Raw genomic sequence first — 24,498 nt, 5'->3', positions numbered from 1 at the left:
CGGCTTATGAAAACAGCCGATTGCAGCCGCCGGAAATTGATGCTAGCGGACACTCCGCATGTTCGACTTTGCCTCGATACGGTTTGACCGACGACGAAAGGGCGCCCGCGCTTAGAAAGCGCTGACTGGCGAACGCTGCCGCTTGCAGCAACCTTCCTCGTATATCGGACCGCGAAGACCATGAGCCTTGCCGACGTGAAATACCTGCCGGAAACCCCGGCGCATGACCCCGAAATCGAAGCCATCAACGACGAAGCCTTCGGCCCCGGCCGCTTTGTGCTGGCCGCCTACAAGATTCGCGAGGCCGGCGGCCATGAGCGCGCGCTGTCCTTTGTCGCCGTCGATGGCGACATCGTCGTTGCATCGGTGCGCATGACCCGCATTGCGGCCGGCGCCGGCCGCGCGCTGATGCTCGGGCCGCTTGCCGTGCGGCCCGCCTTCAAGAATCTCGGCATCGGCCGCCGGCTGGTGGCGATCGCGCTGGAAGCGGCCGCCAAGGCCGGCGCGCCCGCGGTGATCCTGGTCGGCGACGAGCCCTATTATGGCCCGCTCGGCTTCAGGAAGATCCCGCGCGGCCAGATCTCCATGCCGCGCCCGGTCGACCTCGACCGGCTGCTTTCGCACGAAATCGTGCCTGGTGCGGTGGTGCGGCTCTCCGGTGAGGTCTGCCATGCCAGTGTCGCCAGGATTGCCGAGCCCGCGCCGGTGATGGCCTGATCGCCCGGCCGATCGAGGCCCCTCGGTTGAGCTGGTCAGGTTGCACCATGCCGGCGACCTCCGTAGCATGATCAGGAACAGCACGGAGGACGCCACATGAACCCGAACGGCCAGATTGCGATCGTAACCGGTGGCGGCTCCGGCCTCGGCGAGGCAACCGCCCGCGCGCTGGCCGACAAGGGCGCCCGCGTCGCCATTTTCGATATCGGCATCGACCGGGCGGCGAAGGTGGCGGGCGACATTGGCGGCACGGCCATCCAATGTGACGTCAGCAGCGCCGAAAGCGGTGCGGCCGCGGTCGCCGAAGTGGAAAAAAGGCTTGGGCCGGCGCGCATCCTGGTCAACTGCGCCGGCATCGCCATCGGCGTTAAAACCATCGGCAAGGACGGTCCGCACCCGCTCGACCAGTATCGCAAGGTGATCGAGATCAATCTGATCGGTACCTTCAACATGATCCGCCTCGTCGCCGACCGCGCCGCCAAACTCGAGCCGCTGCAGGGCGGCGAGCGCGGCGTCATCGTCAATACGGCATCGGTGGCCGCCTATGACGGCCAGATCGGCCAGGCCGCCTACGCCGCCTCCAAGGGCGGCGTCGTTGGCATGACGCTGCCGGTCGCCCGCGATCTCGCGCGTTCCGGCATTCGCGTCTGCACCATCGCACCCGGCATCTTCAAGACGCCGATGATGGCCGGCATGCCGCAGGAAGTGCAGGATTCGCTTGGCGCTGCCGTGCCTTTCCCGTCTCGTCTCGGCGAGCCGTCCGAATATGCGGCGCTCGCCCTGCATATCGTCGAAAACCAGATGCTCAACGGCGAAACCATCCGCCTAGACGGGGCGATCCGCATGGCGCCGAAATAGACGGCCATGGTGGCCGGCGCAGCGGTGGTGAAGACCGGCCCCCTTGCCGGCCTCAAAATCATCGAGATGGCCGGGCTCGGGCCGGTGCCGTTGGCCGGGCTGATGCTGTCGGAAATGGGCGCCGAGGTGCTGCGCGTCGAGCGTTCAGGTTCGGACCAACCGCTGCTGCCGCTCTCCGATGCGCACAATCTCGACCGTCACGGCCGCTCCATCCTGCGCCTCGACCTCAAGCAATCATCGGGGATCGAGCTGGTGCTGCGTCTCGTCGAGAAAGCCGATCTGCTGGTCGAGGGCTTTCGTCCCGGTGTCATGGAGCGGCTAGGCCTCGGCCCGGATGCCGCGTTGGCGCGCAACCCGGCGCTGATCTACGGCCGCATGACCGGCTTCGGCCAGGACGGGCCGCTCGCAGGCCGCGCCGGCCACGACATCACCTACCTCGCCTATTCCGGTGTGCTGCATGCCATCGGCCGGGAGGAAGGCCGGCCGGTGCCGCCGCTGAACCTGATCGCCGACAATGGCGGCGGCGCCATGATGCTGATCGCCGGCGTGCTCGCCGCGCTGTTTGAGCGTTCGCGCTCCGGCAAAGGCCAGGTGGTGGACGCGGCGATGGTCGAAGGCGCTTCGATGCTGGCGGCGCCCATACACGCCTTCATGGCGGCCGGTCTGTGGAACGACCGGCGCGGCGCCAACCTGCTCGATTCCGGTGCGCCCTTCTACGACACCTATGAGACGGCGGACCAACGTCATGTCGCGGTCGGGTGCCTGGAGCCGCGCTTCTTCGCCGAATTCGCCAGCCTGCTGCCGCTCGACGCGCATTTTATCCGCGGCCAGTACGACAGGGCGTTATGGCCCCAAATGCGCGCCGCCATTGCCGACCGCTTCCGGCAGGAGACACGCGACGACTGGGATGCACTGTTTGCCGCAAGCGACGCTTGCGTCGCGCCGGTCCTGTCATTGACCGAAGCCAGGGATCATCCACACGTCAGCGCCCGTCACGCATTTGTGAAGACAGGCGCGCTTGAGCGCCCGGCGCCTGCGCCACGCTTCTCGGCCTCACAGCCGGCGCTTGCCACCATGCCGGACAATGATGACCAGCGGCCGCAGGCCGTGCTGACGCGCTTCGGCTTTTCGGCTGATGAGATCAAAGCGCTTGTCAAATCCGGTCTGATTGGCCAATAACTGGACGAGGAAAATCAACTTAATCCGGTGAGCATCTTGGACGAGCCGAAGAAGGACGTCATTCGCGCGACGGACGCCGAGGCGGTCAGGCTGGCTGGCACCTTGATTCGCAGCGCCCGTTTCGGCGCCCTGGCGGTGATCGAGCCGAAAACCGGGTCGCCGCTGGCCTCCAGGGTGGGGGTCGCCACCGACACCGACGGCGCGCCGCTGATCCTGGTCTCGGCGCTCTCCGCCCACACCGGCGCGATCCTTGCCGAGCCACGCTGCTCGCTGCTTGTCGGCGAACCCGGCAAGGGCGATCCGCTGGCGCACCCCAGGATAACGCTTGTTTGCCGGGCCCGGCCGCTTGAGCGCGGCTCGAGCGCGCATGCCCGCGCCGAGCGGCGCTATCTCAACCGCAATCCCAAGGCAAAGCTCTATTCCGGGCTCGGCGATTTCTCGATCTTCCGCCTCGAGCCTGAGCGCGCCAGCCTGAATGGCGGCTTCGGCAAGGCCTATCTGCTCGACCGTGCCGATCTCGTCACAGATGGGCCGATCGTCGACGAGCTGGCGGCCAGCGAACAGTCCGCCCTCGACCACATGAATGCCGACCATCTCGACGCGATCGCCGTCTATGCGCGTCATTTTGCCAGGGCCGAAGGTGATGGCTGGACCGTGACCGGCTTCGATGCCGACGGCATGGACCTGGCATCGGGCGACGCCGTTTGCCGGGTCTATTTTCCGCAACCATTGAAGACTGCGCGCGACCTGCGGCCCGTCCTTGTCGACATGGCCAGGGCCGGACGTGCGCCGGCTACGCAGGGTTAGCAAGGATAATCGTCATGAATCAAAAGCATGTCTTGAGATTTGGGCGAAATCATCTACGATTCATACGACGCTGAATCAGCAGCGCGATCCATCGCTGAATTATAGCACCTAACGCTATTTGCCCCCATAGCGTTCGGATGAGCAGGGAAACATGGGGCATGGTCTCGACCAAACTAATCGCCAATGCCGAATCGGCGGCGACATTTCTGACCCTTATGGGCAACGAAAAGCGGCTTTTGATCATGAGCTATCTGGCCGACGGTGAGATGTCGGTCGGTGCCATCGCCGAAAAGGTGGTGCTCAGTCAGTCCGCTTTGTCGCAGCATCTGGCCAAGCTCAGGGCGCTCGATCTTGTCGAGACCCGCCGCGACCGGCAGATGATCTACTATTCCTGCAAGTCGGAAGCCGTGCGCGAGCTGTTGCGCATGCTGGACGGCGTTTTCGGGATAGGCGACTTGTCCCAGATGGCAACGCGTCTGCGCCGCGCCGGGACTTGACCTGCGGCTCCGATCGCTCCTTACCTCGCTGACGATTTTTCGCCGGCCGAGGTATTGATGGATCCGATCCAGATCGACGACGCGCATGATCCGCGGGTCGCCGCCTATCTCGACATCCGCGAGCGCGATCTCACCGGCCGCCATGGCCGGTTCGTCGCCGAAGGCAAGGTGGTGCTGGACGTCCTGCTGTCGACCGGACGCTTTGCCGCGGAGTCGATCCTGGTTCTCGAAAACCGGCTGGCCGGGCTCGACGACATTCTGCGCAAGGCCCCTGCGGACCTGCCGGTTTACGTTGCGGCAAGCGACATCATGGACAGGATCGCCGGCTTCCACATGCACCGCGGCATATTGGCGATCGGCAGCAAAGGCGCGCCGCAGGCCGCGGAGGCCTTGCTGGAGACGTTGCCTGCGCATGCGTTGGTCGTGGTGCTCGTCGGCATCGCCAACCATGACAATATGGGATCGATCTTCCGCAACGCCGCCGCCTTCGGCGCCGATGCCGTGTCTATCGACGCCACCTGTTGCGACCCGCTGTATCGCAAGGCGATCCGCGTCTCAGTCGGCGCCGCGCTGAAGGTCCCCTTTGCGTCCTTCGGCGACACCGAAGCTTTTATCGCGAAGCTCGACGAGTTGGGCTTCGGCCAGGTCGCTTTGTCGCCGCGCGGTGAGGCTGACATCCGCGATGCCGCGAGGCCGAAACGACTGGCGCTCTATCTCGGCACCGAAGGCGAAGGCCTGCCCGAGAGCCTGCTTAACCAGCTACGTACGGTGCGGATCGCGATGTCTGAAGGGTTCGACAGCCTGAATGTCGCTGCCGCCTCAGCGATTGCGCTGCATCATTTTTCGACTGGCAAATCGTAGTCGCCCAGGATTTTCGAAAGCCAGCTACCTGAAGCTCAGCCCGCCGAGTCTGCCCTCTGCAGCGCCCGGACGCGATCGGCGAGGCTGGTGGTGCCCGACCGCGCTTCCTGTGGCGCCGCCAGCGCCTTGGTGATCGGCGATTCGGGTCCTTCGAGCTTGGCCGTAAGGCTGACGACCTCTGCCGCCAGGGTGTTCATCTGTTCGCGCAACGCATCACCGGCGCTGCGCCTGTCGTCGCCATTTCTCGTGGTTTCGGAACCGCCAAGCTCCGTCTTCAGCCGCTTGTTCTCACGGGCCAGCGTGGTCAGCCTGGCTTCCAGCCGCTCGCGATCGCCTTCCAGCTTGGCTAGCACTTTGTCGAATTTGTCGACGTCTTCGCTCCTGGCGGGGGCACTGTCCTGCGCGCCAACCACGCCGGCAGCCACGACGCCCGCAGCCTCGCCCTTCAATCGTTCGCGAAGCCGCGCCAGCTCCTTTTCGCGGCGATCGAGCTTGTCCTCGCGATCGGCAAGCGTGGCGAGCAGGCGCTCGAGCTTCTTCTCGAGATCGGTGGTTCTTTTCTTCTCGGCCTTCAGGGCGTCGCGCGTGGTCTTGCCCTCGGCGACGACTTCCTGATAGCGCTTGTCGGCCTCCTTGCGCTGGCCGCGCAGCACCGAAATGTCGTTGGCAAGCTTTTCCAGCTCGGATTCGCGTGCCACCAGTTCGATCTGCCGGTTGCTGGAGGAGAAGGAGGCGTCGTCATACATTTGCTCGAGCTTTTCCAGCTCGAGCGCGCGCTTTTCCATCATGCGCTCGGCTTGTACGAGCTTGTCCATCAGCTGCTGTATCTGCTGCTCGCGATGCTGCAGCAGATCGTTTTTCTCTCCTAGCTCCGAAAGCGCCTGCTTCTTGTCCTTGCGCTCGACCGCCAGGCCTTTCAGCGCCTCGTGCCCGCGACCGATCTCGACGAGTTGCTCATTCACCTGCTCGCGCAGCGTCTTGACGCTGATTTCGAGCCGGCGTGTCGTCATGGCGAACTCGGCCCGCAAGCTGTCCTTGTCGGCCTGGATCTCGGCCAGCGTTCGCGGCACCGACGCCTCGACACGCTTGCGCGTCAGCGCGACCGCCCGCCGCCAGATGGCCGGCGCAACCAGCAGCGCCAGAAAGCCGGCGCACAGAAAGCCGAGGGCGAAGAACAGGATCGACTGAACCAAGGTGACTACCCGTTACGGGCGGGCCGCTATCCGGCAACCGCCAAGTCTGGACTTTGCCACGTTCGCATGACGCAAATCCAGCGCTGCGGCAAGAGTATGCCGCAGCTTGATCGGGTCAGAACCTGTTGATCGGGTCGAACTGTGGTCGGAATCGCTCAGAAGGGATTCCAGGTCGGCCCCTGCGTCAGCTTCAGATAGCCGAGATTGACGCCAAGCCGCGCGCCGACGCCGGTGCGGATCGGCACCAGCAGTACCCGGTTGTTCTGCAGCACGTTAAAGCCGACGCCTGCCACGACATAGGCAGAACCGGCGACGCCGCCGAACCGGTTGTAGAGATTGCTGACGTCGTCGAGATTGTAGACGAGCATCATCACCCGCGATCCCTCGCCGCCGAAATCCCAGCCGAGCGACGGACCTTGCCAGAACACCTTATGGTCGCCGGCATTCTTGGTGTAGAGCGTGCCCTCGCCATAGGTCAGGCCGCCGATCACCGCGCCAGAACCCTCTTCGCCGAGCAAATAGCCATTGGGCAGGCCGTAGGAGGCAAAAATCTTCTCGACGACGGTGGCCAGACCGCCCGACGTCGCGCCGAAGAACTTGTGGCCGGAATCGACGATCTCCTGAGCGGTGTATTCCTGCGCCCGCGACGCAGAGGTTGAGAAGGCGAGAGCGCCCATGAGGGCAATCGCCATGAAGAGGACACGGACAAAGGTCCGGTCGTAGAATCGGGAAACCATGCTTCCAATCTCCGTCAGGGAGCACTTTCGCCGACGCCTCGTACCCCGTACGGCTCTTTAGGCGGCCGTTAAGGATGACTGTTACGGGCAAACTATGCCGTAATCCTTTTTCAACCATTAACCTTCCACATGAACATGGCGGTTCGAAGGCTGTCTGACCGTCTGTGCGGGCTCCCATCCTGTGCAAACACGCCATTTTTGCTAACGAAAATTGTGGATTTGTTGCTGCACGCTCGGGCGCTGTGTATTCAGAAGCGCTGGGGAAAAAGCGTGATTCGGGTGGGTGAGGCGCGGCGGTAGGCCCCGTGGCCACCAGGATGTGAATTTTTAGCAGGGATTTTCGCCGATGGCCGAGCTTTTCTCTCTCTCCGCACCCGATCTCGCAGCCTTGTTGTGCAGCCGAGTCTGCCACGACATCATTTCGCCGGTTGGGGCCATCAACAACGGCCTTGAGCTCCTCGACGAGGGCGGCGCCGACGAAGACGCCATGAAACTGATTCGCCAGAGCGCCAGAAACGCTTCGGCCCGCCTGCAATTCGCCCGCATCGCTTTCGGCGCCGCCGGTTCGGCCGGCATGATGATCGACACCGGCGATGCCGAGTCCGTCGCGATCGCTTTCCTGAAGAACGAGAAGCCGGAACTGATCTGGAACGGGGTTCGCGCCCTGCTGCCGAAAAACAAGGTCAAGCTGCTGCTCAATTTGCTGCTCGTCGCCAACGCTGCCATCCCGCGCGGCGGCAAGCTGGTGGTTACGCTGGAAAACCTCGAGACAGAGCCGCGCTTTGCGCTTGCGGCAAGCGGTCCGATGCTGCGCGTCCCGCCGAAATTCCTCGAACTGCATTCCGGCAACAAGCCCGAGGAGCCGATCGACGCCCATTCGGTCCAGCCCTATTACACGCTGCTCTTGGCGCGTGAGGCCAATATGACGATCTCGATCCACGCGACCGCCGAAGAGATCGTGCTGTCCGCGGCCTGACGATCCGAAGCCGTTTGCCGGCTCGTCCGGCTGCCAAGAACAAATCAAGTATCTTTTGCCACTGATATTTGCGGCTTTGGCCGAAATTCAGAACAGCGAAGTTTCATCGTCGGTGACGCGCCCGCTGGGGACCGCACGCAAACGGCATTTTTGCAAAAACTTTACCTAACGGCTTTTCGGCTTCTTTACCAGATCGGTCTAAGGTGCATCCCGATACCCCGGATGCCGCCGGTTCGCACCAAGACAAAGAGGACCCGGAAATGAAGCGCTGCATGTTTGTCGACGATTCAAGTGTGATCAGGAAGGTCGCAAAAAGAATTCTTGGCGGCTCCGACATGGTGGTGATCGAAGCGACCACCGGACTTGACGCGGTCGAGATGTGCGCGGCCGAAATGCCCGATGTCATTGTCATCGACGGCGCCCTGCCCGACATGCAGGCGGTCGATGTCATCCGCCAGGTCCGCGCCATGGAAAGTGCGATCAAGCCGCAGATCCTGATTTCGCTGGTGGAGGTCGACGTCGCCTCGATCATGAAGGCAAAGCGCGCCGGCGCCCAAGGCTATCTCCTGAAGCCGTTCAACCGGCCGCAACTGCTCGAGCGCTTTCGTACTCTGAAGATCGCCGCCTGATTCGGGTCATACTCGAACGGAAGGGACAGAAAAAACCCGGCCTGAGCCGGGTTTTTTGCATTGAATTCAATCAGATGCTGTTCGTTCAAGCGCTGACGCGAATGTCTTCCGGCTCGCGCAGCACATAGCCGCGGCCCCAGACGGTTTCGATGTAGTTCTGGCCACCGGACGCAGCGTCGAGCTTCTTGCGCAGCTTGCAGATGAAGACGTCGATGATCTTCAGTTCCGGTTCGTCCATGCCGCCATAGAGGTGGTTGAGGAACATTTCCTTGGTCAGCGTGGTGCCCTTGCGCAGCGAGAGCAGCTCCAGCATCTGGTATTCCTTGCCGGTCAGATGCACGCGCTGGCCGCCGACTTCGACGGTCTTGGCGTCGAGATTGACCACCAGGTCGCCGGTGGTGATGACCGACTGGGCATGACCCTTGGAGCGGCGCACGATGGCGTGGATGCGGGCGACCAGCTCGTCCTTGTGAAATGGCTTGGTCATATAGTCGTCGGCTCCGAAGCCGAGGCCGCGCACCTTGTCCTCAATGCCGGCCATGCCGGACAGGATCAGGATCGGCGTCTTCACCTTGGAGAGGCGAAGTGTCCGCAAAACTTCATAGCCGGACATGTCGGGAAGGTTGAGATCGAGAAGAATGATATCGTAATCATAAAGTTTACCGAGATCGACACCTTCTTCGCCGAGGTCGGTCGTATAAACATTAAAACTTTCGGATTTGAGCATCAGCTCGATGCTCTGAGCGGTTGCACTGTCGTCTTCTATCAGCAGAACGCGCATTTCATTCCCCTTTTCTGCCGCCGGACCATGTCACGACCCATCCGGGACCGGAGCAGTGATTGCCTGAACAGAAGGCTGCCATCGAATGGTTAACAAAACCTAATTCCGCACCCAGGACGGTACCAGATTTTTTAACCGCTTTCTACACCCTCTTGAATCTAATGATGAATCACAGAACCAAATCGCTAATGCAACACATTAATAAGTTGGACTAAGTGACTCAAGGGACTCGCTGGCCGGCTTCCGTATCGGGAGCCGGAATTTTTACCCGGCCTTAAGTCCTCGCCCTTATGATTAACAATGCCCGTAAACGAATGGTTACCGTCGGCAAAAAACTTTAGGAATTTGTTTCCCATAGTTCGGGGAATGCCGGTGGATACGGGTGGCGCCAGACCCTGGCGGGCGGATTGGACGATATGTGCAGGTGTGCGTTTCCGGGAGTACCGAATCATGAAGTCACGTGAAAACCTCGTTCGGCTGAAGCAATTTCAGGTGAATGAGAAGCGGCGGCAGCTGCTGCAACTCGACACGATGATCGCCGAGTTCGAGCGCATGGCCGTCGAACTGGAGCTTCAGATCACCGCCGAAGAAAAGAAGGCCGGCATCACCGACATCAATCATTTTGCCTATCCGACCTTCGCCAAGGCGGCGCGTCTGCGCCGTGATAACCTCAGAAATTCGCAAAGCGACCTCGCCCAGCAGCGAAGCGCTGCCGAATCATTACTCGGCGAAGCTGAAGCGGAGCTTTCCAAGGCCGAGATGCTGGAATCGCGCGACACCAAGATCCGCGACGCTGAACTCGGCGGCCGCAGCGCCATGATCGGCTGAAGACCGGGTTTCACCCAACCGGCGCCTGACACCATGCTTTGAGTGTAGCCGCGCCAAAAAAGCCGGGCGCTGCTGATCTGGCCGCAAGGCGGCCGCAGCTTCAGGCCTGCGCCTGCAAATCTCCCCCCTGCTCCGCCGCTGCCCGCGCCCGCGCTTCCTTGATGTCGGGCACGTGCTCTTCCGACCAGGACCGTATTTGGGTGAGCAGCCCCGCCAGGTTCTGGCCAAGTTCCGTCAATTCATATTCGACCCGCGGCGGAATGACGGGAAAGACTTCGCGCCGCACCAGCCCGTCGCGCTCGAGGACGCGCAGCGTCTGCGTCAGCATTTTGGGCGTAATGCCTTCGAGCTTGCGCGCCAGTTCGCCATTGCGCATCCGGCCACGGCGCAGCGCGCAAACCGTCAGATAGACCCATTTGCTGGCCAGCATCTCAAGCACGGCGTGCGAAGGACACGTCCGCTGGAAGGCGTCATAGCCGGAGCCGCAATCATTATCACTATCCATGAGGTACCTATATATGGAAAAGGTACATACTAGACAAGGGAAATATTACTATCCAAATGATAGTGGCATCAACAGAGCAGGAGAGAATTCCATGCGTGCCGTTATCCAGAATTCCGTCGGCGGACCCGACGTCCTCGTCATTGCCGATCGGCCCAACCCGACGCCAAAAAACGGCGATGTGCTTGTCCGCGTCAAGGGCGCCGGCATCAATCCGGTCGATGGTGCCGTACGCGGCGGCTACTACCCGCTTCTCGGCGAGCCGCCCTTCATCCTCGGCTGGGATATTTCGGGGACCGTCGAAGCGCTCGGCGCGGACGTGACGGGCCTCAAGGTCGGCGACGCCGTGTTCGGCATGCCGCATTTTCCCAGACAGGCAGCGGCCTATGCCGAATTGGCCGTCACGCCCGCCGATGAAATCGCACTAAAGCCCGCAAGCATCGATCACGTCCATGCCGCAGCATTGCCGCTGGCCGGATTGACAGCCTGGCAAGGCCTTGTTCGCCATGGCGGATTGAAGCATGGCCTGCGCGTGCTGATCCATGCCGCCGCCGGTGGCGTCGGACACCTGGCGGTACAGATCGCCAAGGCGCGCGGCGCCTACGTCATCGCCACCGCCAGCCCGGAAAAGCTCGATTTCGTCCGCTCGCTCGGCGCCGACGCGGTGATCGACTACACCGAGAGCGATTTCATCGCCGAAGTTGGCGACATCGACCTGGTGCTGGAGCCGGTGGGCGGCGACCATGCAGACAAATCGCTGGCGGTGCTGAAGGACGGAGGCGTCCTGGTGTCGCTGCTCGATGTCCACGATACCACCCGAGCCAAGGCCAAGGAGCGAAACATTCGCGTTGAGCGCATGTCCGTGGTGCCCGACCGCGAGGGCCTTATAGAACTCGCCAAACTGGTCGATGCGGGCAAGCTCGCCGTCCATGTGGCAAAGGCGTTTCCGCTCGAACAGGCGGGAACAGCGCATGCCTTTCTGGCCACCAGGCCGATCGGCAAGGTCGTGCTGACGGTCTGAAGCCAACGTAGCGGCAAAGCAAAAAAGGGCGCGGTTACCGCGCCCTTTTTTCCGCTGAGATCGGCTCTAGTGCCGGTATTGCTGGATACGCGTCGTGCGCAGCCCGGCAAGGCCATATTCGTCGATCGACGCCTGCCAGGACAGGAATTCCTCGGTGGTCAGCTTGTAGCGCTGGCATGCCTCATCGAGGCTCAAAAGCCCCCCGCGCACCGCAGCAACCACTTCCGCCTTGCGCCGGATAACCCAGCGACGTGTATTCGTCGGCGGCAGATCGGCAATCGTAAGAGGGCTGCCGTCAGGCCCGATAACATATTTGACTCTCGGTCTAACAAGATCGGTCATCGTACTCTCTACAAAAAACTCAAAGACCCAATCCCCACCACATTACCGCCACAGCTTTAAAAATTGCCTAAGCGAACCCTAATGACTAGGTAAGGATCATGAACGCCGCGTTAGTCTTTTCGTCGGCATTTGAGTGAGCGGCCGGCAGACGCACAATTTTCCCGCCAAATCGGCGCTGCCGCAAAGCTGGCGCCGCTGATGTGGTTGACCTATATTCGCGCCACTGCCATTGAAGCGCCGCGCAGAACGAAAGAACCATGAACAGCCTCGATCTTCCCGCCAGCCCGCAAAACACCCGCGTCGTCGTCGCCATGTCGGGCGGCGTCGATTCGTCCGTCGTTGCAGGCCTTTTGAAGCGCGAAGGCTATGATGTCGTCGGCGTCACGCTGCAGCTCTACGACCATGGCGCGGCAACGCATCGCGCCGGCTCGTGCTGCGCCGGCCAGGATATTGACGACGCCCGCCGCGTTTCCGAGACGCTGGGCATCCCGCATTACGTGCTCGACTATGAAGAGCGCTTCCGCAAGGCGGTGATCGACCCGTTCGCCGAGAGCTATGTCGCCGGCGAAACGCCGATCCCGTGCGTCTCCTGCAATCAGACGGTGAAGTTTGCCGATCTCCTGGCGACCGCCAAGGACCTTGGCGCCGATGCGCTCGCTACCGGCCATTATATCCGCTCCGGCGCCAACGGCGCCCACCGCGCACTGTTCCGGCCGGTCGATGCCGACCGCGACCAGAGCTATTTCCTGTTTGCCACCACGCAGGCGCAGATCGACTATCTGCGCTTTCCGCTCGGCGGCCTGTCGAAGCCGGCGGTGCGGGCTATCGCCGAAGAGATGGGACTGACCGTCGCCGCCAAGCAGGACAGCCAGGACATCTGCTTCGTACCGCAGGGCAAGTATTCCGACATCATCGCCAAGCTGAAGCCGGCTGCCGCCAATCCGGGCGACATCGTCCATATCGACGGCCGCGTGCTTGGCCGCCATGACGGCATATTGCGCTACACGATCGGCCAGCGCCGGGGCATCGGCATCGCTTCCGGCGAGCCGCTTTACGTCGTCCATCTCGATGCCGACCAGGCCCGCGTCATTGTCGGCCCGCGCGAGGCGCTGGAGACGCACAAGATCTACCTGCGCAACATGAACTGGCTGGGCGATAGCGCGCTGTCCGACATTCCGGCGGCCGGCATGGAACTGTTTGCCAAGGTCCGCTCGACGCGGCCGCCGCGGCCGGCGGTGCTGCATCACCGCGCCGGCAGCACCTTTGTCGAACTGGTCGACGGCGAGTCCGGCATCGCGCCAGGGCAGGCCTGCGTGCTCTATTCCGACGATGGCAACGAAGCCCGCGTCTTCGGCGGCGGCTTTATCGAGCGCTCCGAGCGCGGCGCCGAGGCCGAGGCCATGCTGACGCGGCTCGCCGCCAGGCCGGCGCAGGTTCCCGCGGAATAAGCGCCATCCTCTCAGAGACTGTCTCTCTGGCCTTCAGCGCAGCTTCCAAACGGTCTCAGGATTTGGTGTGCGTGACCGTGCCCGCGGTCAGGATGCGCAGCACCCTGATCGCTTCCTCGCCGCTGGTGCGCGGCTCGGCCCGCGTCTCGATGCACTGGATGAAATGCTCCAGCTCGCGCGTCAGCGGCATGCCCTGGCCGACCGCGACATAGGACGGCTCGTTGGTGGTAAAGGCCCACTGGCCGCTGTCCTGCCACACTGCGTGGCGGTAGACGGCAAGCTTGCGCTCCCATGGCTCGACATCGTCGAACACCGCCATCGCCTTGGTGCCGACCACGGTCAGCCGCCGCTCGCGGTAGGGATTGAGGCGCGAGGTGAAGAGATGGCTGCGCAATCCGTTGGGAAAGCGCATGTGCAAATGCGCGAAGTCGCTGAGGCTATCGAGCAGTGCCGCACCCTCGCCTCTGACCTCGATCGGCTCGGTGCCGGTGATGGCCAGGATCATCGACAGATCGTGCGGCGCCAGATCCCACAGCGCGTCGTTCTCGGTGTGGAACTTGCCAAGGCCGAGGCGATGCGAATGGATGTAGCGGACTTCGCCAAGTTCCCCATTGTCGATCAGCGCCTTCAGCGTCTCGAAGGCGGGATGGAAACGCAAGACATGGCCGACCATGAACACGCGGCCATTGTCTTTTGCCGCCTGCACCGCGCGCTCAGCATCTGGCACCGTCAGTGCGATCGGCTTTTCCACCAGCACATCCTTGCCGGCCTCAGTGGCGCGCACGGCGAGATCGGCATGAAATTGCGGCGGCAGCGCCATGACGATGGCGTCGATATCGTTACGCACGAACAGCTGGTCGGGCTCGATCGCCAGGCAGTCCTGCTCGCTGGCAAAACCTTCGGCCCGCGCCCGGTTGGCATCGGAAACCGCATGCAGCGCGCCAAGCGCCTTGAGGGTGCGGATGTGGTTTGAGCCCCAGTATCCGCAACCGAGGACTGCAATGCGCGGCTTCATCAGCTTAAAACTCTAATTTCTTGGCCGAGACATAGCGACGTGCCCCGTCGAACTCAACCCCGGCGACCAGAGCATGGCCCCAAAAGTGGGAACCGGTTTTTCGGAAAAAGACCATTCTCAAACAAAAGACCAGAGCCCCATCCCCGTCTCCATCGGGATTGAACAGGCTCTTGCCTCAGATGTCTGCCCGGCAAAGCTTTTCGCCAGCGGCAATATGCCGGCGCGCCTGACGCATCGATGCTTGACAGGCTCGCCCTCCCAACCTTATATCCGCGCGACCTTGGCGAACGCCCCGAAATGCCTTTCGATTTAAGGCGGATTTCGGGCCTTTCGCCGCCCTGGCGGGGTAGCTCAGTTGGTTAGAGCACGGGAATCATAATCCTGGGGTCGGGGGTTCAAGTCCCTCTCCCGCTACCACTTCAAACCCACTATCGTACGTAACGTTTGGGTTGCGGCGGCCGCCTGATGAGGCCCGCTTTTCAGCATAGCGCGCGTTGGGAAATGCCGCCCCTCCAATAAGGGCGGCAAGCTTGCCCTTGACCTCTATCTCGAAGCCCTCTCGGGCAGGCTTGGGGTGCACCGTGACACTGTGAACAAGCCCCCGAAAATTTTGGGTGAGCGGGCCACGGTCATCGGCGGCAGTTGCGTGGTCAGCCAGCACCTTTGAAAGAGTATCGACGGTTTCTGTATAATGCTGCAGGGTCGCTGGGTGGAGAGCCACGGTCGAGGGCGGTTCATCGAGGCTGTCGAGCTGTGCCTCAATCTGAAGGAGCTGTGTTTTGAGTTCAGCAATGCGTTCTTTGGCATCCTCTTCAGCAATAACACTCCTGATCACTAGGTCGATCGTGCGCTGTCGTTCGCCTTCTACGCGATCGCGCTTGATCTCCAGTCCTGTGCGCATGACGTTGGCTTGCGCAGCCAAGCCCCGACGCTCATCATTGTATTTGCGGATGTAAGCTTCGATAAGTTCCGGTGCTTTCAACTGTTCGCCCATGCCATCGAGGACGGCCTTCTCGATGTCGGGTAGGTAAAGCAGGCGCCGGTTGGAGCAACTCCCGCTTTCACGGACCGCAGAGCACCGGATACGTGTCTTACCGGTCTTATCACGATCATGAACCGACAGGCCCGATCCGCAGACGCCACAACGAAGCAATCCGGACAAAAGATGCGTGGGTCGGGCCTTGAAATGAGAAAATTGCTTCGCCCTCGTGGCCTTGAGCGCCTGGGTCTTCTGCCACGTTTCGTCATCGACGATCCGCAAGTGCGGAACTTCTTTCGCCTGCCATTGGTCCTTGGGATTTGGCCGAGAGACGCGCTTGCCAGTATCGGGGTTCTTTACCATCCGGACCTTGTTCCAGACGATACGTCCAACATAGAGTTCGTTGAGAAGCAGCCCTACCCCGCGTTGAGTGTTCCCGTTGATAGTGGAACCGTTCCAACGTGTTCCCCGGGGTGGCGCTACCCCTTCCCGGTTGAGATCGCCAGCCAAGTCGCGCGGGGCTCGACCTGCCGCGTAGGCGGCAAAAACGCGCCTGACAACTTCTGCCTCCTCTTTGACAATCTCCAGTTCCCCAGGGCGGCCCAAGATTGCTCGATAGCCATAGGCGCGGCCTCCGGCGTGACGTCCGTCCCGGACGACTCCAGCCATGCCCCTACGCACTTTCTTGGCGCCATCTTCCCTCTGCATCTGACCAACAAGTCCTCGAATGCCGATCAGGACCGCATCGGCAATACCGTCATGGACGGCCTGGATTTCTATACCCAGAAACCAGAAAAGAGAGCCGTTTGTGAAGGCCTGCGAGATCCGCCATGTCCCGTGACAGGCGATCGAGCGCTTCTACGACTAAGGTATCAAACCTATTTTGGCCCGCCGCCTCCATCAGTGCCAGCAGCCCGTCACGACCAAACATCGACGCTCCGGAGCGCGCCCTATCCTCATAGACGGCAACAACATCAAGGCCGTTGCGAACTGCGTAAGCACGGCACAACGCAATCTGGTCTTCGGTGGACCTTTCGTTCTGCAGCTCCGTCGAAAAGCGAGCGTATATAGCTGCCCGGGTCATGTCTTGTGAGCCTTCTTGACGTGCGATGAATCAACCTTGAAATTTTGGTCAATCGAGTCACGGTCGGCAAGAAGATGATCGCGTCTGGCATCCGCGATGGCAAGCGCTTCGACGAACTTAAGCATGGCAACACGAAGCTCCCCCGGCGCCAACGCTAAGACGTTTTCGCTGGGAGGTGGACCATCGCAGATGTCTTGTGCCGGCTTCACGAAGCCGAGCATCTTCATAACACACGGCGAGGAAAGAGCCGCGTTCTACAGATCGTGCATTGGGAATGCTGCAGCGTAGAAATCGGATGGATACTGAACTAATGAAATTGGCCCGCGAAGGTGGTCGCAGTCTCGTGCGGAACCCTATGGGAGCGATTTGCGAAGCGCCTATCAGCGTTTTCATCCACTGCTCTCATCGCAATGACACGCAACAGTGAAGTCGGCCTTCCCCAGCCATCCGCGATCTAATTGCTGACGGGTTCTTCGGGAAACACCTGCTCGGGCACCATGTCCTTGCCGATCCGGATCAGGTCATCGCGCACCGAGCAGATCAGTGGCCAAGACAAATCACCAACGTCTTCCGAAGCTTGTCCGTCGAGGAGCACAGCATCGAGCTTCGCCAGCACGCCGGCAAGAGATGTGGCTGGGGTCCTGGACAGAATGCCGAGCAGTTCCTCTGCTCGCTCGCCCGCTTCACGTTCGGCACTCAAGGTTGCAGAATAGCCAATCTCCTTGTCAGCGACATCCCAGCGCGCCTGATGAGCCGTGAAGTCACTTTCAGCCTTTGCCCGAGCTGGGTCTGAGGGATCATTGCTCCCTATTCTGCGAAGCATCTCAAGAGAATGCAGCGTCACGCGCTCACCACCGGCCAGCTGGATTGTCACATGAGGAAATCCGACAGACTTGACGAGCCTTGTCTCTAAACGCTGTTGCTTGCGGCATAGGCGATAGGTCAACCGGTGAATATTTTGCCACACGCGCCAGACTTCCACAGCGGGATCGAACGGCGCGGCTATTCCCACCCCCGGAGTGACCGCATTCTCACGCAGGGTCAGCATTGCAATTGAGGCTCCGGTCAGTACCTTCCTGCGGGTGACGAAAGACAAAGGCATGCTATTAACGGAATCAGCCATGATCCGAGCTCCTTGCAGCTTGATTGTGGTCAGGCTGACCAAGGTGTTCGCGCACCTAGTCAGCCGGATGAGGCCAGTTTGGAACGGGCTCAAAATATTGATAGAAAAAATATCAATTCGGTCGTGTGGATGTCAATAGAAAATCTATCAAATCGAGATGTGCCCGTGACCACAAGGCAGGTAAAGGCCGCCCGCGCACTGTTAGGATGGTCTCAAGGCGATTTAGCTGAGCACTCGGATATTTCTGAACCAACGATTGCGCGTTTAGAAGCTGAGGACGGGCCGCTGGGTGGCCGCCCTGAAACGACAGCGAAGATCATAAATGCACTGGTTGGCGCAGGCATCGAGTTCATCCCGCAAAACGGTGGCGGGGTTGGCGTAAGGCACTCGCGTAGGTCTGCAGTCAAGTGAAGGCGATTTTAACCGTGCAGTCGTGGCGAAACTGGAAAGCAGTTTGGTGAGAAGCCTCGCCTTCGCAAACCACATCAACTTGCCACCCCCTTGCTAATCGGATCCCTTTTTTTTGACGCAGCATCGGGACTGTCGGCATTTAGCCGATGGCAGGTGAGGGACCAGGCTGTGGGTTTAGTTTCCGTAGCAGCCAGCTCTAGGATCCGGTTTGGAGGACCGATTTGGGGCCTTGTATGGACGGCTCTCCGTTGGCAAGGGGATATCTGAGCTTCGCCGTTGCTGGTTGGTGCGGCCATGTATCCGACCTATAGATGCTGCCTTTCACGCGCCGCCGGCCATAATGCCATTCACGCGGCTCAGGTCCCGATCGAAAGCTCGCACTCGAAGTGCACGACCTCAGTGGGTTTTCCCGATCCGGCGGTTTCAACCGGCTTTGTGCATTAGCTCCTGTCCGCCCTTTCCAACCTCGTCGGCGATTGCTCGCCTTGTTTATGCGATGACCGGCTCCCTGTAGCGCTCACCGCTGGTCATCAAAGCCCAGACCATCCGGGCAGTCTTGTTGGCGAGCGCAACCGCTGCGACCGCTTTTGGGCAGGTGTGCACACCGCATCTGGATACTACTCTGGTGACCCCTTGAGGGGTGAGGAGCAATGATTTTATTGGTTTTTTCGTGGGCCTGAACCCTCAAATCTCCCCCATTGTTCCGTATCATCCGTCAACGAATTGGCGACTGGAGGGGATCGAGGAAACGCTATCGCCTCGCGCCGCGGGCAACTCGCCTCGGAATCTAAAATTCGAATGCTAAGCTTGCTGCGCCACGATTGTCCCTGGCGCCAAAACTTATGAACTAGCGACGCCAAATGCAGGAGACGATGCCTCAGATATTGGCCAGCGTAGCCAGCATCGCGATAGTCCGTAATGAAGGTATCGAGATCGGCACGCTTGGACGCGGCTTCCACCTCGTGGCCCTTGCGTTGCAACTTCTTGACTGTGCTCGCCCTGACGTAATGTGAGCCACCAATGACTACAATTTTCATATCGAAGCTCCTTGTGACCATTGAGTCTGAGAGTGCTCGAACGACGATGCGGCTAACGGTGGCCGGCGGCTCCGAACAACATGGTCTGTCGCGAGCAAAGGACGCGAGTGCGTCAACCCCAACAGAGGTGCCGCCATTGCGGGCCCCGCAAAACCGGCCTCGATGATCGTCATCGCCGATTGACGAACTGTCAGCGATAACGCTCCGCATATTTCGAACTCGAACCCAACGCCGTCACGGTTGTTACGCCCTCTTCCTCAACCAAGCCGGCCACCGGCTGTTGATTGTCCAGCAAATCCAGGTTGAGGACGTCCTCGATTTGTCTCCGCAGAAATTCGGGGCGCAATCCATCGCCGCGCTTGGCAGCGATTGGATGAAGTGCCTGCAAGAACGCCAGCATGGCGTAACCTCCTTGTTTGGCGCCGGTCATCCCAGATGGCGCACCGAAAACTGGCACTTGGCAGGGAGGACGGCTACGACGCCGACAGGTAGGCACGCCTGTGCCGAGGTGTGATCGGGCTGAAAACAATTGTTCTTTGATTGCCGCGCACCTACGCCCGACATGAGGAATGGTACCTGGAAGAATCGAGAACCCCCCTCACCACGCATGGCATCCTGCGGTTGCATGCCAGTCGTTCGCTCAGGAAATTATAAACGAAAGTATTGGACGCCCGTGCCCTTGGCACGATGGCTCACATCCCGCCACGGCCTGCATGGTTCAACCAGGCATCAGGAAACTCGAGGGCGACGGCTGCAGCCTTGCTTGCTCGATTGCCGCCGGCGCGAAGAAGCAGCTTTTCCAGCAACAGGACTCCGTCATCATGACCGATCCTTCCGAACTCGAAAGCGGCTCCGCCGAGCTCGCATTGCCTGCCGAGGCAATTACCTTGGTCGAGGTCGACGTCTCTTCGCTGACGCCTGGAATGTCGCTGGTCGTGCAATGGCGCAGCAAGCCGGTCGTCGTGCGTTACCGCACCAGGCAGGAAATGAAGGACGGCGAGGCCGTCGATCTTGCTACCCTCAAGGATACGATTGCCCGAAACGCCAATCTGCCCGCCGATGCGCCCGCCACGGATGCCAACCGCACCGCGCCCGGCAAGGAAGCCCGGCTGGTGATGGTTCAGGTCTGCACTCACCTTGGATGTATCCCGATTGGCCAGGACGGCGAATTCGGCGGCTGGCTCTGCCCGTGCCACGGCTCCCGATACGACAGCGCGGGACGCATCCGCAAAGGTCCGGCGCCCGAGAACATGGCGGTGCCGGTGTTCCGGTTCATTTCCGATGCCAAGATCCGTATCGGCTGACGCAAAGGACATTTCGATGAGCGAGGGACATTCGACCTACAAGCCCAAGACAGGAATCGAGCGCTGGTTCGACGCCCGGCTGCCGCTGCCGCGGCTGGTGCATGATTCCTTCATCGTCTATCCCGTGCCGCGCAACCTGAACTACGCGTATACGTTCGGTGGCATTCTGACGATCATGCTGGCGTCGCAGATCATAAGCGGTGTCGTGCTGGCGATGCATTATGCTCCCGATACGGCGCTGGCCTTCAATTCGGTCGAGAAGATCACCCGCGATGTGAATTCGGGCTGGCTGCTGCGCTCACTGCATGCGAACGGTGCATCATTCTTCTTCATCGCCGCCTACATCCACATCTGCCGCGGGCTCTATTACGGTTCGTATAAGTCGCCGCGCGAGCTTCTGTGGGTGCTCGGATGCACCAACTTGCTGTTGATGATGGCGACAGCCTTCATCGGCTATGTGCTGCCCTGGGGCCAGATGAGCTTTTGGGGCGCCACTGTGATCACCAGCTTCTTCAGCGCCATTCCGGTGGTTGGCGACTGGATCCAGCAGTTGCTGCTTGGCGGCTTCGCCGTCAGCAACCCGACGCTGAACCGCTTCTTTGCGCTGCACTACCTGCTGCCATTCTTGCTTGTCGTCGTGGTGACCCTGCACATCTGGGCGCTTCACGTAGTTGGCCAGAACAATCCAACCGGGATCGAGGTAAAATCGACAACCGATGTCGTCGACTTCACCCCCTACGCCACCGTCAAGGACGCCGTCGGCATTATCGTGTTTCTGTTCTTCTTTGCCTATTTCGTATTCTACCTGCCGAATTTTCTCGGCCATCCGGACAACTACACGGTCGCCAACCCGCTGAAGACGCCTGCGCATATCGTGCCGGAATGGTACTTCCTGCCGTTTTACGCGATCCTGCGCGCCATCACCTTCAATGTCGGACCGATCGATTCCAAGCTCGGCGGCGTGCTGGCGATGTTCGGCTCAATCGCAGTGCTGTTCCTGGTGCCGTGGCTCGACAGCTCCAAGGTTCGCTCGGCGGTCTATAGGCCTTGGTACAGGCTGTTCTTCTGGATGTTCGTGGCCGACGCGCTCTTTCTCGGCTGGCTCGGCTCACAGCCGGCAGAAGGCGCCTACGTCACGATGTCGCAGTTGGCGACGCTCTACTATTTCGCTTTTTTCATCATCGTGATGCCGCTGCTTGGGCAGATCGAGACACCGCGCCCTTTACCGCGCTCGATCACCGAAGCGGTTCTCGAAAGCAATGCGGTGCGCTCCAAGGCAAAAGAGTAGAGATTGCGGTCACGGCGATGTGGTCTGATAAGCTGTCGACCTTTGGCGGTAGCAGCATTCCAGGGCAGTAGCACACGAGTTCCAAATCTGCGCTGCTCAAGGCCATTCAGACGGTCTTTTCGCACTGTTCCGTTCAGCAGCGTTTGAGCAACTCGTCGACGGGACATGTACAAGGATCGATATCCATGACTAACCGCCAAAGCAGCATCGCTGGCATCGACACCGCCATTCTTCCAGAAACCCGTGACCTGACCGATGGATTCAAGGTGCAGCGCGCAGTGCCGCCTTCCGCGAATTGGCGCATGATCGGACCCTTCATCCTATTCGACATTTTGGTCCCGAAGAGCTTCATGCAGTTCATGGTTTCGACACGCGGCCACATCCTTCGGCGGCGATCGGCAGATCGAAGCGATGCAGCCGAATATTTTCAACCTCTGCATGCATCTTGTGATACGCGATATTGCGCGGCGGGCCGGTCCGAGTATGGGATATTCATCTGAGGCGCCGTTATCTATCGTATCGCAGGCAATCGCAACGTCACCGTCGTGCCAGCCCCGAGTGTGCTCTGCACAACGACGCTTCCGCCCGACTCCTCGGCAAAGCGCTTCACCATCGGCAAGCCAACACCGCCAAGGCCTTCTCCTTTTGTGGTGAAGAAGGGATCGAATGCGCGAACCATGGTCTCGCTGGTCATTCCAATTCCGTTGTCCACGACACGAATATCGACCTGAGTGGACCGTTCAGAGACCAAGGCGTCCACCGAGATCAGACCGCCGTCAGGCATCGCATCGCGCGCATTGAGCAGAAGATTCAGAACCGCGTTTTGCAACCCGATCCGATCGCACCTTACCAAGGGCAGATCGGACCCGACCTGCACCTCGAAACGGATCTTAGTGTCCCAAGCGCTTCGAATAAGCGTTTCGATCTCAGCCAGGCAAACGCCCACATTCGCATGCTCGATTTCCACGTGGCTTTCTTGAGCTTTGCTGATGGTCTGCCTGACAAGGCCGCCAGCTCGCTCCAAGGCGGTTCTCGCACCGGCAATAACGGGACGAAGGGCGGGAGCCGACGAGATGCTGGGGTCACGGGCCAAGTGGTTCAACGCGGATGAGGCCACCTGAATGAGATTGCCTAAATCATGAACGATGCCGACGGTCGACATCTGCCTGGCTGGGCTACCTCGATGAGCACCGGCCGGGAGGTCGGAGACATCCACTTTTGGCTCTAAGCGTGACATTCCCTAGCCCCGTTTCTCGGTTGAAATTTGGCTTGCCAGAAGACGCTGAAATACAGAGCGTCTGCGTCGTATTGGATCGATTATAGAGCGAGCGGTACCGACGTATTCCTTGCGCTATTGCTTTGACGCGACGTTTATTGCAAGGCGGTTCCGGGTATCTGCCGAGGCGAAAGGATTGCTCCGTGGCGAGAATCAGCTTTCGAATGCTGTGTTCATCACAAAATCAACGGACGAAGGGGCTCTATAACCGGGGACAAAGCGCTCGCCGAAATCCCGGGCAAAGTTATCGTAGGTCGTTTCTGGGCTGACTTTTGCGATATGGCAAAAGCATCGCGTCATCCGTTGCTTCATTCCCAGCCTTGGGAATTCGCTCACGATCGTTGCCATTTCGGTTGAAGAAATGAGGTTGTATTGCAAGCCGACGACATCAAGGCAGATGCCGGCGGTACACAATGCCACCTCAGCCTCCTTGTAGAGTCCAATTGACGGCGTTGAGTTGAGAGCCACACTGTCCCATATCAATTGGGCACGACGCTCATCGAAGCCGCCTTCCCGGACGAAGGTCCGAGCAAGATCGGCGCCCACCACTTCGAAACGACGAGGGCCAGTGAAGTTCTCGTTGAGGGTCACGTCGTGGAGCAGAGTTCCGACAGCAACCACTTCCGCGTCATGCTCGATGTTCTGGAGCTGTGCGATCCGTGCCGCGAAAAGCCAAGACCGGACGACATGGTTGAATAAATAAGGTTCACATTTTTGGCGGGCGTATTCGATCGCCCGATCGACGAGTGGCGCGTCGGGAACCGAAATCCCCGCAAGCATCCGGCTAGCAATCCTGTTCATGCCAGTAACCCCTTTATCCCAGGCGTACTGCGCCCCGATTGACCGGGGCGCCTTCCGACTTCATTTCCTGTACGTCGTCAGGTTCTTCTCGTTGCTCGACGACGAACGCCGGCAGACGCGCTCTGTTTTGCGGAAAGTACGCCGGAGCGGCCGGCGAACCTATTCTACGGAAGGGTCTGCCATGCGATGCCAAAGTGCAGGGTAGACCGGTTTGACGGCCAGGGTCGCACGGCAGCGACTTTTCGCATTTCGGCCTGAAAGCGCTATCGCCGGTGCGAATGGCGGCAGCAGCCAAAATAGGCATTGAAAATGCGAACAATGAAGACGGGGCAGGCATGTTACGGCCCTTTGTTGGCGAACCAATTATGCGCCCGAGGCCAAGAAAGAGCGCCGGTGAGGCGCCAGTGCCAAGGCAACGAAGCCTCTCGTCAACGATAGCGTCGCCTGGCTTTTGGCCTGCATAGCCCAATGCATTTGGATGGGTCAATCAGCCTGCCGGTCTGATCGCGTGGCAGGTGCCACGCCCATATGTTTGCCGGGCAAATGCCATCAAAATTAACCTTCGGAGTAACTGAAATGAAGAAGATCCTTGTTATCGCCGCTCTCCTCGTTTCAGCGGGAGGCGCAATCGCCGGAAGTGACCATTATGGGTCGGGCGTCGATCCGCAGCGGCCCGCGACTACCACTGACACCGTGCATACTGCATCGACCAAAAAGGGCGGGCCGCAGACCGTGCGCAGGCCGATCGTTCCCAACGAAGAATATGGCCAGGGCTTCTGGGGCCATTAATCCTGATGGCAGAAA

General features: G+C 60.4%; 30 protein-coding genes and 1 tRNA gene. 18 read left to right on the top strand and 13 right to left on the bottom strand.

The window, feature by feature from the left end; genetic code table 11:
* Nucleotides 1-180: 180 nt before the first annotated feature.
* The 6 genes from ACWGTO_RS23690 (at nt 181) to ACWGTO_RS23665 (ending at nt 4,919) form a co-directional block, all read left to right on the top strand.
* A complete protein-coding gene (locus ACWGTO_RS23690) occupies nt 181-717 on the top strand; it encodes a GNAT family N-acetyltransferase (RefSeq protein ID WP_454577214.1) in 537 nt (178 codons plus the stop codon).
* A 96-nt stretch (nt 718-813) separates the two neighbouring features.
* Complete coding sequence (locus ACWGTO_RS23685) at nt 814-1,575, top strand: 3-hydroxyacyl-CoA dehydrogenase (protein WP_454577213.1); 762 nt, start codon at nt 814-816, stop codon at nt 1,573-1,575.
* 6 nt (nt 1,576-1,581) lie between these two features.
* The gene (locus tag ACWGTO_RS23680; RefSeq protein ID WP_454577212.1) at nt 1,582-2,754 is read left to right on the top strand and encodes a CaiB/BaiF CoA transferase family protein; all 1,173 of its coding nucleotides are present in this window, start codon (nt 1,582-1,584) and stop codon (nt 2,752-2,754) included.
* 36 nt (nt 2,755-2,790) lie between these two features.
* Nucleotides 2,791-3,561 carry a HugZ family pyridoxamine 5'-phosphate oxidase gene (locus tag ACWGTO_RS23675; protein ID WP_454577290.1) on the top strand — a complete coding sequence of 257 codons (771 nt, stop codon included), beginning with the start codon at nt 2,791-2,793 and terminating at the stop codon, nt 3,559-3,561.
* Between the two features lie 158 nt (nt 3,562-3,719).
* Nucleotides 3,720-4,058 (top strand): ArsR/SmtB family transcription factor, encoded by a 339-nt coding sequence (locus ACWGTO_RS23670; protein WP_454577211.1) that lies wholly within the window; start codon nt 3,720-3,722, stop codon nt 4,056-4,058.
* A 57-nt stretch (nt 4,059-4,115) separates the two neighbouring features.
* On the top strand, nt 4,116-4,919 hold the full coding sequence (locus ACWGTO_RS23665; RefSeq protein ID WP_454577210.1) for a TrmH family RNA methyltransferase: 804 nt from the start codon (nt 4,116-4,118) through the stop codon (nt 4,917-4,919).
* Nucleotides 4,920-4,954: 35 nt separating this feature from the next.
* Here the strand turns inward: ACWGTO_RS23665 and ACWGTO_RS23660 are convergent, their stop codons facing one another.
* Nucleotides 4,955-6,112: a hypothetical protein gene (locus ACWGTO_RS23660; protein WP_454577209.1), complete on the bottom strand. Its 1,158-nt coding sequence runs from the start codon at nt 6,110-6,112 to the stop codon at nt 4,955-4,957.
* Nucleotides 6,113-6,267: 155 nt separating this feature from the next.
* Nucleotides 6,268-6,804 (bottom strand): DUF1134 domain-containing protein, encoded by a 537-nt coding sequence (locus tag ACWGTO_RS23655; RefSeq protein ID WP_454577289.1) that lies wholly within the window; start codon nt 6,802-6,804, stop codon nt 6,268-6,270.
* Between the two features lie 391 nt (nt 6,805-7,195).
* Here ACWGTO_RS23655 and chpT point away from each other — a divergent pair, with 391 nt between their 5' ends.
* Entirely contained in the window at nt 7,196-7,825 is a 630-nt protein-coding gene (gene chpT, locus ACWGTO_RS23650; RefSeq protein WP_454577208.1) for a histidine phosphotransferase ChpT, read from the top strand.
* 260 nt (nt 7,826-8,085) lie between these two features.
* Nucleotides 8,086-8,454 carry a response regulator transcription factor gene (locus ACWGTO_RS23645; RefSeq protein ID WP_454577207.1) on the top strand — a complete coding sequence of 123 codons (369 nt, stop codon included), beginning with the start codon at nt 8,086-8,088 and terminating at the stop codon, nt 8,452-8,454.
* An 85-nt stretch (nt 8,455-8,539) separates the two neighbouring features.
* On the opposite strand, the gene ctrA is transcribed toward ACWGTO_RS23645, so the two are convergent.
* On the bottom strand, nt 8,540-9,235 hold the full coding sequence (gene ctrA, locus ACWGTO_RS23640) for a response regulator transcription factor CtrA (RefSeq protein WP_006203583.1): 696 nt from the start codon (nt 9,233-9,235) through the stop codon (nt 8,540-8,542).
* Nucleotides 9,236-9,685: 450 nt separating this feature from the next.
* Here ctrA and ACWGTO_RS23635 point away from each other — a divergent pair, with 450 nt between their 5' ends.
* Nucleotides 9,686-10,063 carry a flagellar export protein FliJ gene (locus tag ACWGTO_RS23635; protein WP_454577288.1) on the top strand — a complete coding sequence of 126 codons (378 nt, stop codon included), beginning with the start codon at nt 9,686-9,688 and terminating at the stop codon, nt 10,061-10,063.
* Between the two features lie 100 nt (nt 10,064-10,163).
* Here the strand turns inward: ACWGTO_RS23635 and ACWGTO_RS23630 are convergent, their stop codons facing one another.
* Nucleotides 10,164-10,568 (bottom strand): winged helix-turn-helix transcriptional regulator, encoded by a 405-nt coding sequence (locus tag ACWGTO_RS23630; protein WP_454577206.1) that lies wholly within the window; start codon nt 10,566-10,568, stop codon nt 10,164-10,166.
* A gap of 91 nt (nt 10,569-10,659) precedes the next feature.
* On the opposite strand from ACWGTO_RS23630, the gene ACWGTO_RS23625 reads away from it, so the two are divergent.
* A complete protein-coding gene (locus ACWGTO_RS23625; RefSeq protein WP_454577205.1) occupies nt 10,660-11,586 on the top strand; it encodes an NADP-dependent oxidoreductase in 927 nt (308 codons plus the stop codon).
* 66 nt (nt 11,587-11,652) lie between these two features.
* Here the strand turns inward: ACWGTO_RS23625 and sciP are convergent, their stop codons facing one another.
* Nucleotides 11,653-11,928, bottom strand: a complete 276-nt coding sequence (gene sciP / locus ACWGTO_RS23620) for a CtrA inhibitor SciP (RefSeq protein ID WP_013529904.1) — start codon at nt 11,926-11,928, stop codon at nt 11,653-11,655.
* A 257-nt stretch (nt 11,929-12,185) separates the two neighbouring features.
* On the opposite strand from sciP, the gene mnmA reads away from it, so the two are divergent.
* A complete protein-coding gene (mnmA, locus tag ACWGTO_RS23615) occupies nt 12,186-13,376 on the top strand; it encodes a tRNA 2-thiouridine(34) synthase MnmA (RefSeq protein WP_454577204.1) in 1,191 nt (396 codons plus the stop codon).
* Between the two features lie 55 nt (nt 13,377-13,431).
* On the opposite strand, the gene ACWGTO_RS23610 is transcribed toward mnmA, so the two are convergent.
* Complete coding sequence (locus ACWGTO_RS23610; protein ID WP_454577203.1) at nt 13,432-14,391, bottom strand: Gfo/Idh/MocA family protein; 960 nt, start codon at nt 14,389-14,391, stop codon at nt 13,432-13,434.
* A gap of 73 nt (nt 14,392-14,464) precedes the next feature.
* Between ACWGTO_RS23610 and ACWGTO_RS23605 the strand changes: the two genes are divergently transcribed.
* Both ACWGTO_RS23605 and ACWGTO_RS23600 read left to right on the top strand, forming a co-directional pair.
* Nucleotides 14,465-14,704, top strand: a complete 240-nt coding sequence (locus ACWGTO_RS23605) for a hypothetical protein (RefSeq protein WP_454577202.1) — start codon at nt 14,465-14,467, stop codon at nt 14,702-14,704.
* Between the two features lie 27 nt (nt 14,705-14,731).
* Nucleotides 14,732-14,808: transfer RNA gene (locus tag ACWGTO_RS23600), tRNA-Met, on the top strand.
* On the opposite strand, the gene ACWGTO_RS23595 is transcribed toward ACWGTO_RS23600, so the two are convergent.
* The 4 genes from ACWGTO_RS23595 to ACWGTO_RS23580 all read right to left on the bottom strand — a co-directional run bounded on the left by ACWGTO_RS23595 (nt 14,765) and on the right by ACWGTO_RS23580 (nt 17,577).
* Nucleotides 14,765-16,039, bottom strand: a complete 1,275-nt coding sequence (locus ACWGTO_RS23595) for a recombinase family protein (protein WP_454577287.1) — start codon at nt 16,037-16,039, stop codon at nt 14,765-14,767. The two genes, ACWGTO_RS23600 and ACWGTO_RS23595, sit on opposite strands and share 44 nt — an antisense overlap.
* An 88-nt stretch (nt 16,040-16,127) precedes the next feature.
* A complete protein-coding gene (locus ACWGTO_RS23590; protein WP_454577201.1) occupies nt 16,128-16,454 on the bottom strand; it encodes a recombinase family protein in 327 nt (108 codons plus the stop codon).
* Nucleotides 16,451-16,681 carry a hypothetical protein gene (locus tag ACWGTO_RS23585; protein WP_454577200.1) on the bottom strand — a complete coding sequence of 77 codons (231 nt, stop codon included), beginning with the start codon at nt 16,679-16,681 and terminating at the stop codon, nt 16,451-16,453. The genes ACWGTO_RS23590 and ACWGTO_RS23585 overlap by 4 nt, the downstream gene beginning before the upstream one ends.
* 227 nt (nt 16,682-16,908) lie before the next feature.
* The gene (locus ACWGTO_RS23580; RefSeq protein WP_454577199.1) at nt 16,909-17,577 is read right to left on the bottom strand and encodes a hypothetical protein; all 669 of its coding nucleotides are present in this window, start codon (nt 17,575-17,577) and stop codon (nt 16,909-16,911) included.
* Between the two features lie 12 nt (nt 17,578-17,589).
* Between ACWGTO_RS23580 and ACWGTO_RS23575 the strand changes: the two genes are divergently transcribed.
* On the top strand, nt 17,590-17,988 hold the full coding sequence (locus tag ACWGTO_RS23575) for a helix-turn-helix transcriptional regulator (RefSeq protein WP_454577198.1): 399 nt from the start codon (nt 17,590-17,592) through the stop codon (nt 17,986-17,988).
* 1,227 nt (nt 17,989-19,215) lie between these two features.
* Here ACWGTO_RS23575 and ACWGTO_RS23570 read toward each other — a convergent pair.
* The gene (locus ACWGTO_RS23570) at nt 19,216-19,425 is read right to left on the bottom strand and encodes a hypothetical protein (protein WP_454577197.1); all 210 of its coding nucleotides are present in this window, start codon (nt 19,423-19,425) and stop codon (nt 19,216-19,218) included.
* A 421-nt stretch (nt 19,426-19,846) separates the two neighbouring features.
* Here ACWGTO_RS23570 and petA point away from each other — a divergent pair, with 421 nt between their 5' ends.
* From petA to ACWGTO_RS23555, 3 genes are all read left to right on the top strand, one after another.
* Nucleotides 19,847-20,329, top strand: coding sequence for a ubiquinol-cytochrome c reductase iron-sulfur subunit (petA, locus tag ACWGTO_RS23565; protein WP_454577196.1), 483 nt, complete (start codon nt 19,847-19,849; stop codon nt 20,327-20,329).
* A 16-nt stretch (nt 20,330-20,345) separates the two neighbouring features.
* Nucleotides 20,346-21,617 carry a cytochrome b gene (locus ACWGTO_RS23560; protein ID WP_454577195.1) on the top strand — a complete coding sequence of 424 codons (1,272 nt, stop codon included), beginning with the start codon at nt 20,346-20,348 and terminating at the stop codon, nt 21,615-21,617.
* 185 nt (nt 21,618-21,802) lie between these two features.
* Nucleotides 21,803-22,117, top strand: a complete 315-nt coding sequence (locus ACWGTO_RS23555) for a hypothetical protein (RefSeq protein WP_454577194.1) — start codon at nt 21,803-21,805, stop codon at nt 22,115-22,117.
* An 11-nt stretch (nt 22,118-22,128) separates the two neighbouring features.
* Here the strand turns inward: ACWGTO_RS23555 and ACWGTO_RS23550 are convergent, their stop codons facing one another.
* Nucleotides 22,129-22,779: a sensor histidine kinase gene (locus ACWGTO_RS23550; RefSeq protein WP_454577193.1), complete on the bottom strand. Its 651-nt coding sequence runs from the start codon at nt 22,777-22,779 to the stop codon at nt 22,129-22,131.
* A gap of 267 nt (nt 22,780-23,046) precedes the next feature.
* Nucleotides 23,047-23,694 carry a hypothetical protein gene (locus ACWGTO_RS23545; protein WP_454577192.1) on the bottom strand — a complete coding sequence of 216 codons (648 nt, stop codon included), beginning with the start codon at nt 23,692-23,694 and terminating at the stop codon, nt 23,047-23,049.
* Nucleotides 23,695-24,270: 576 nt separating this feature from the next.
* Here ACWGTO_RS23545 and ACWGTO_RS23540 point away from each other — a divergent pair.
* On the top strand, nt 24,271-24,483 hold the full coding sequence (locus ACWGTO_RS23540) for a DUF680 domain-containing protein (protein WP_454577191.1): 213 nt from the start codon (nt 24,271-24,273) through the stop codon (nt 24,481-24,483).
* Nucleotides 24,484-24,498: the final 15 nt, after the last annotated feature.

This window comes from Mesorhizobium sp. PL10 (assembly GCF_053714315.1).
This window is presented reverse-complemented; position numbering and strand designations above follow the sequence as displayed.

Coding starts and splice junctions, on each gene's coding strand:
- ACWGTO_RS23550 (WP_454577193.1), bottom strand. CDS start 22,779: ATGTCGACCGTCGGCATCGTTCATGATTTAGGCAATCTCATTCAGGTG.
- ACWGTO_RS23580 (WP_454577199.1), bottom strand. CDS start 17,577: ATGGCTGATTCCGTTAATAGCATGCCTTTGTCTTTCGTCACCCGCAGG.
- ACWGTO_RS23630 (WP_454577206.1), bottom strand. CDS start 10,568: ATGGATAGTGATAATGATTGCGGCTCCGGCTATGACGCCTTCCAGCGG.
- ctrA (WP_006203583.1), bottom strand. CDS start 9,235: ATGCGCGTTCTGCTGATAGAAGACGACAGTGCAACCGCTCAGAGCATC.
- ACWGTO_RS23595 (WP_454577287.1), bottom strand. CDS start 16,039: ATGGCTGGAGTCGTCCGGGACGGACGTCACGCCGGAGGCCGCGCCTAT.
- ACWGTO_RS23625 (WP_454577205.1), top strand. CDS start 10,660: ATGCGTGCCGTTATCCAGAATTCCGTCGGCGGACCCGACGTCCTCGTC.
- ACWGTO_RS23545 (WP_454577192.1), bottom strand. CDS start 23,694: ATGAACAGGATTGCTAGCCGGATGCTTGCGGGGATTTCGGTTCCCGAC.
- ACWGTO_RS23690 (WP_454577214.1), top strand. CDS start 181: ATGAGCCTTGCCGACGTGAAATACCTGCCGGAAACCCCGGCGCATGAC.
- chpT (WP_454577208.1), top strand. CDS start 7,196: ATGGCCGAGCTTTTCTCTCTCTCCGCACCCGATCTCGCAGCCTTGTTG.
- ACWGTO_RS23680 (WP_454577212.1), top strand. CDS start 1,582: ATGGTGGCCGGCGCAGCGGTGGTGAAGACCGGCCCCCTTGCCGGCCTC.
- ACWGTO_RS23610 (WP_454577203.1), bottom strand. CDS start 14,391: ATGAAGCCGCGCATTGCAGTCCTCGGTTGCGGATACTGGGGCTCAAAC.
- ACWGTO_RS23685 (WP_454577213.1), top strand. CDS start 814: ATGAACCCGAACGGCCAGATTGCGATCGTAACCGGTGGCGGCTCCGGC.
- ACWGTO_RS23555 (WP_454577194.1), top strand. CDS start 21,803: ATGACTAACCGCCAAAGCAGCATCGCTGGCATCGACACCGCCATTCTT.
- ACWGTO_RS23585 (WP_454577200.1), bottom strand. CDS start 16,681: ATGAAGATGCTCGGCTTCGTGAAGCCGGCACAAGACATCTGCGATGGT.
- ACWGTO_RS23635 (WP_454577288.1), top strand. CDS start 9,686: ATGAAGTCACGTGAAAACCTCGTTCGGCTGAAGCAATTTCAGGTGAAT.
- ACWGTO_RS23570 (WP_454577197.1), bottom strand. CDS start 19,425: ATGCTGGCGTTCTTGCAGGCACTTCATCCAATCGCTGCCAAGCGCGGC.
- ACWGTO_RS23665 (WP_454577210.1), top strand. CDS start 4,116: ATGGATCCGATCCAGATCGACGACGCGCATGATCCGCGGGTCGCCGCC.
- ACWGTO_RS23655 (WP_454577289.1), bottom strand. CDS start 6,804: ATGGCGATTGCCCTCATGGGCGCTCTCGCCTTCTCAACCTCTGCGTCG.
- mnmA (WP_454577204.1), top strand. CDS start 12,186: ATGAACAGCCTCGATCTTCCCGCCAGCCCGCAAAACACCCGCGTCGTC.
- ACWGTO_RS23670 (WP_454577211.1), top strand. CDS start 3,720: ATGGTCTCGACCAAACTAATCGCCAATGCCGAATCGGCGGCGACATTT.
- ACWGTO_RS23560 (WP_454577195.1), top strand. CDS start 20,346: ATGAGCGAGGGACATTCGACCTACAAGCCCAAGACAGGAATCGAGCGC.
- ACWGTO_RS23590 (WP_454577201.1), bottom strand. CDS start 16,454: ATGACCCGGGCAGCTATATACGCTCGCTTTTCGACGGAGCTGCAGAAC.
- ACWGTO_RS23645 (WP_454577207.1), top strand. CDS start 8,086: ATGAAGCGCTGCATGTTTGTCGACGATTCAAGTGTGATCAGGAAGGTC.
- sciP (WP_013529904.1), bottom strand. CDS start 11,928: ATGACCGATCTTGTTAGACCGAGAGTCAAATATGTTATCGGGCCTGAC.
- petA (WP_454577196.1), top strand. CDS start 19,847: ATGACCGATCCTTCCGAACTCGAAAGCGGCTCCGCCGAGCTCGCATTG.
- ACWGTO_RS23605 (WP_454577202.1), top strand. CDS start 14,465: ATGGCCCCAAAAGTGGGAACCGGTTTTTCGGAAAAAGACCATTCTCAA.
- ACWGTO_RS23540 (WP_454577191.1), top strand. CDS start 24,271: ATGAAGAAGATCCTTGTTATCGCCGCTCTCCTCGTTTCAGCGGGAGGC.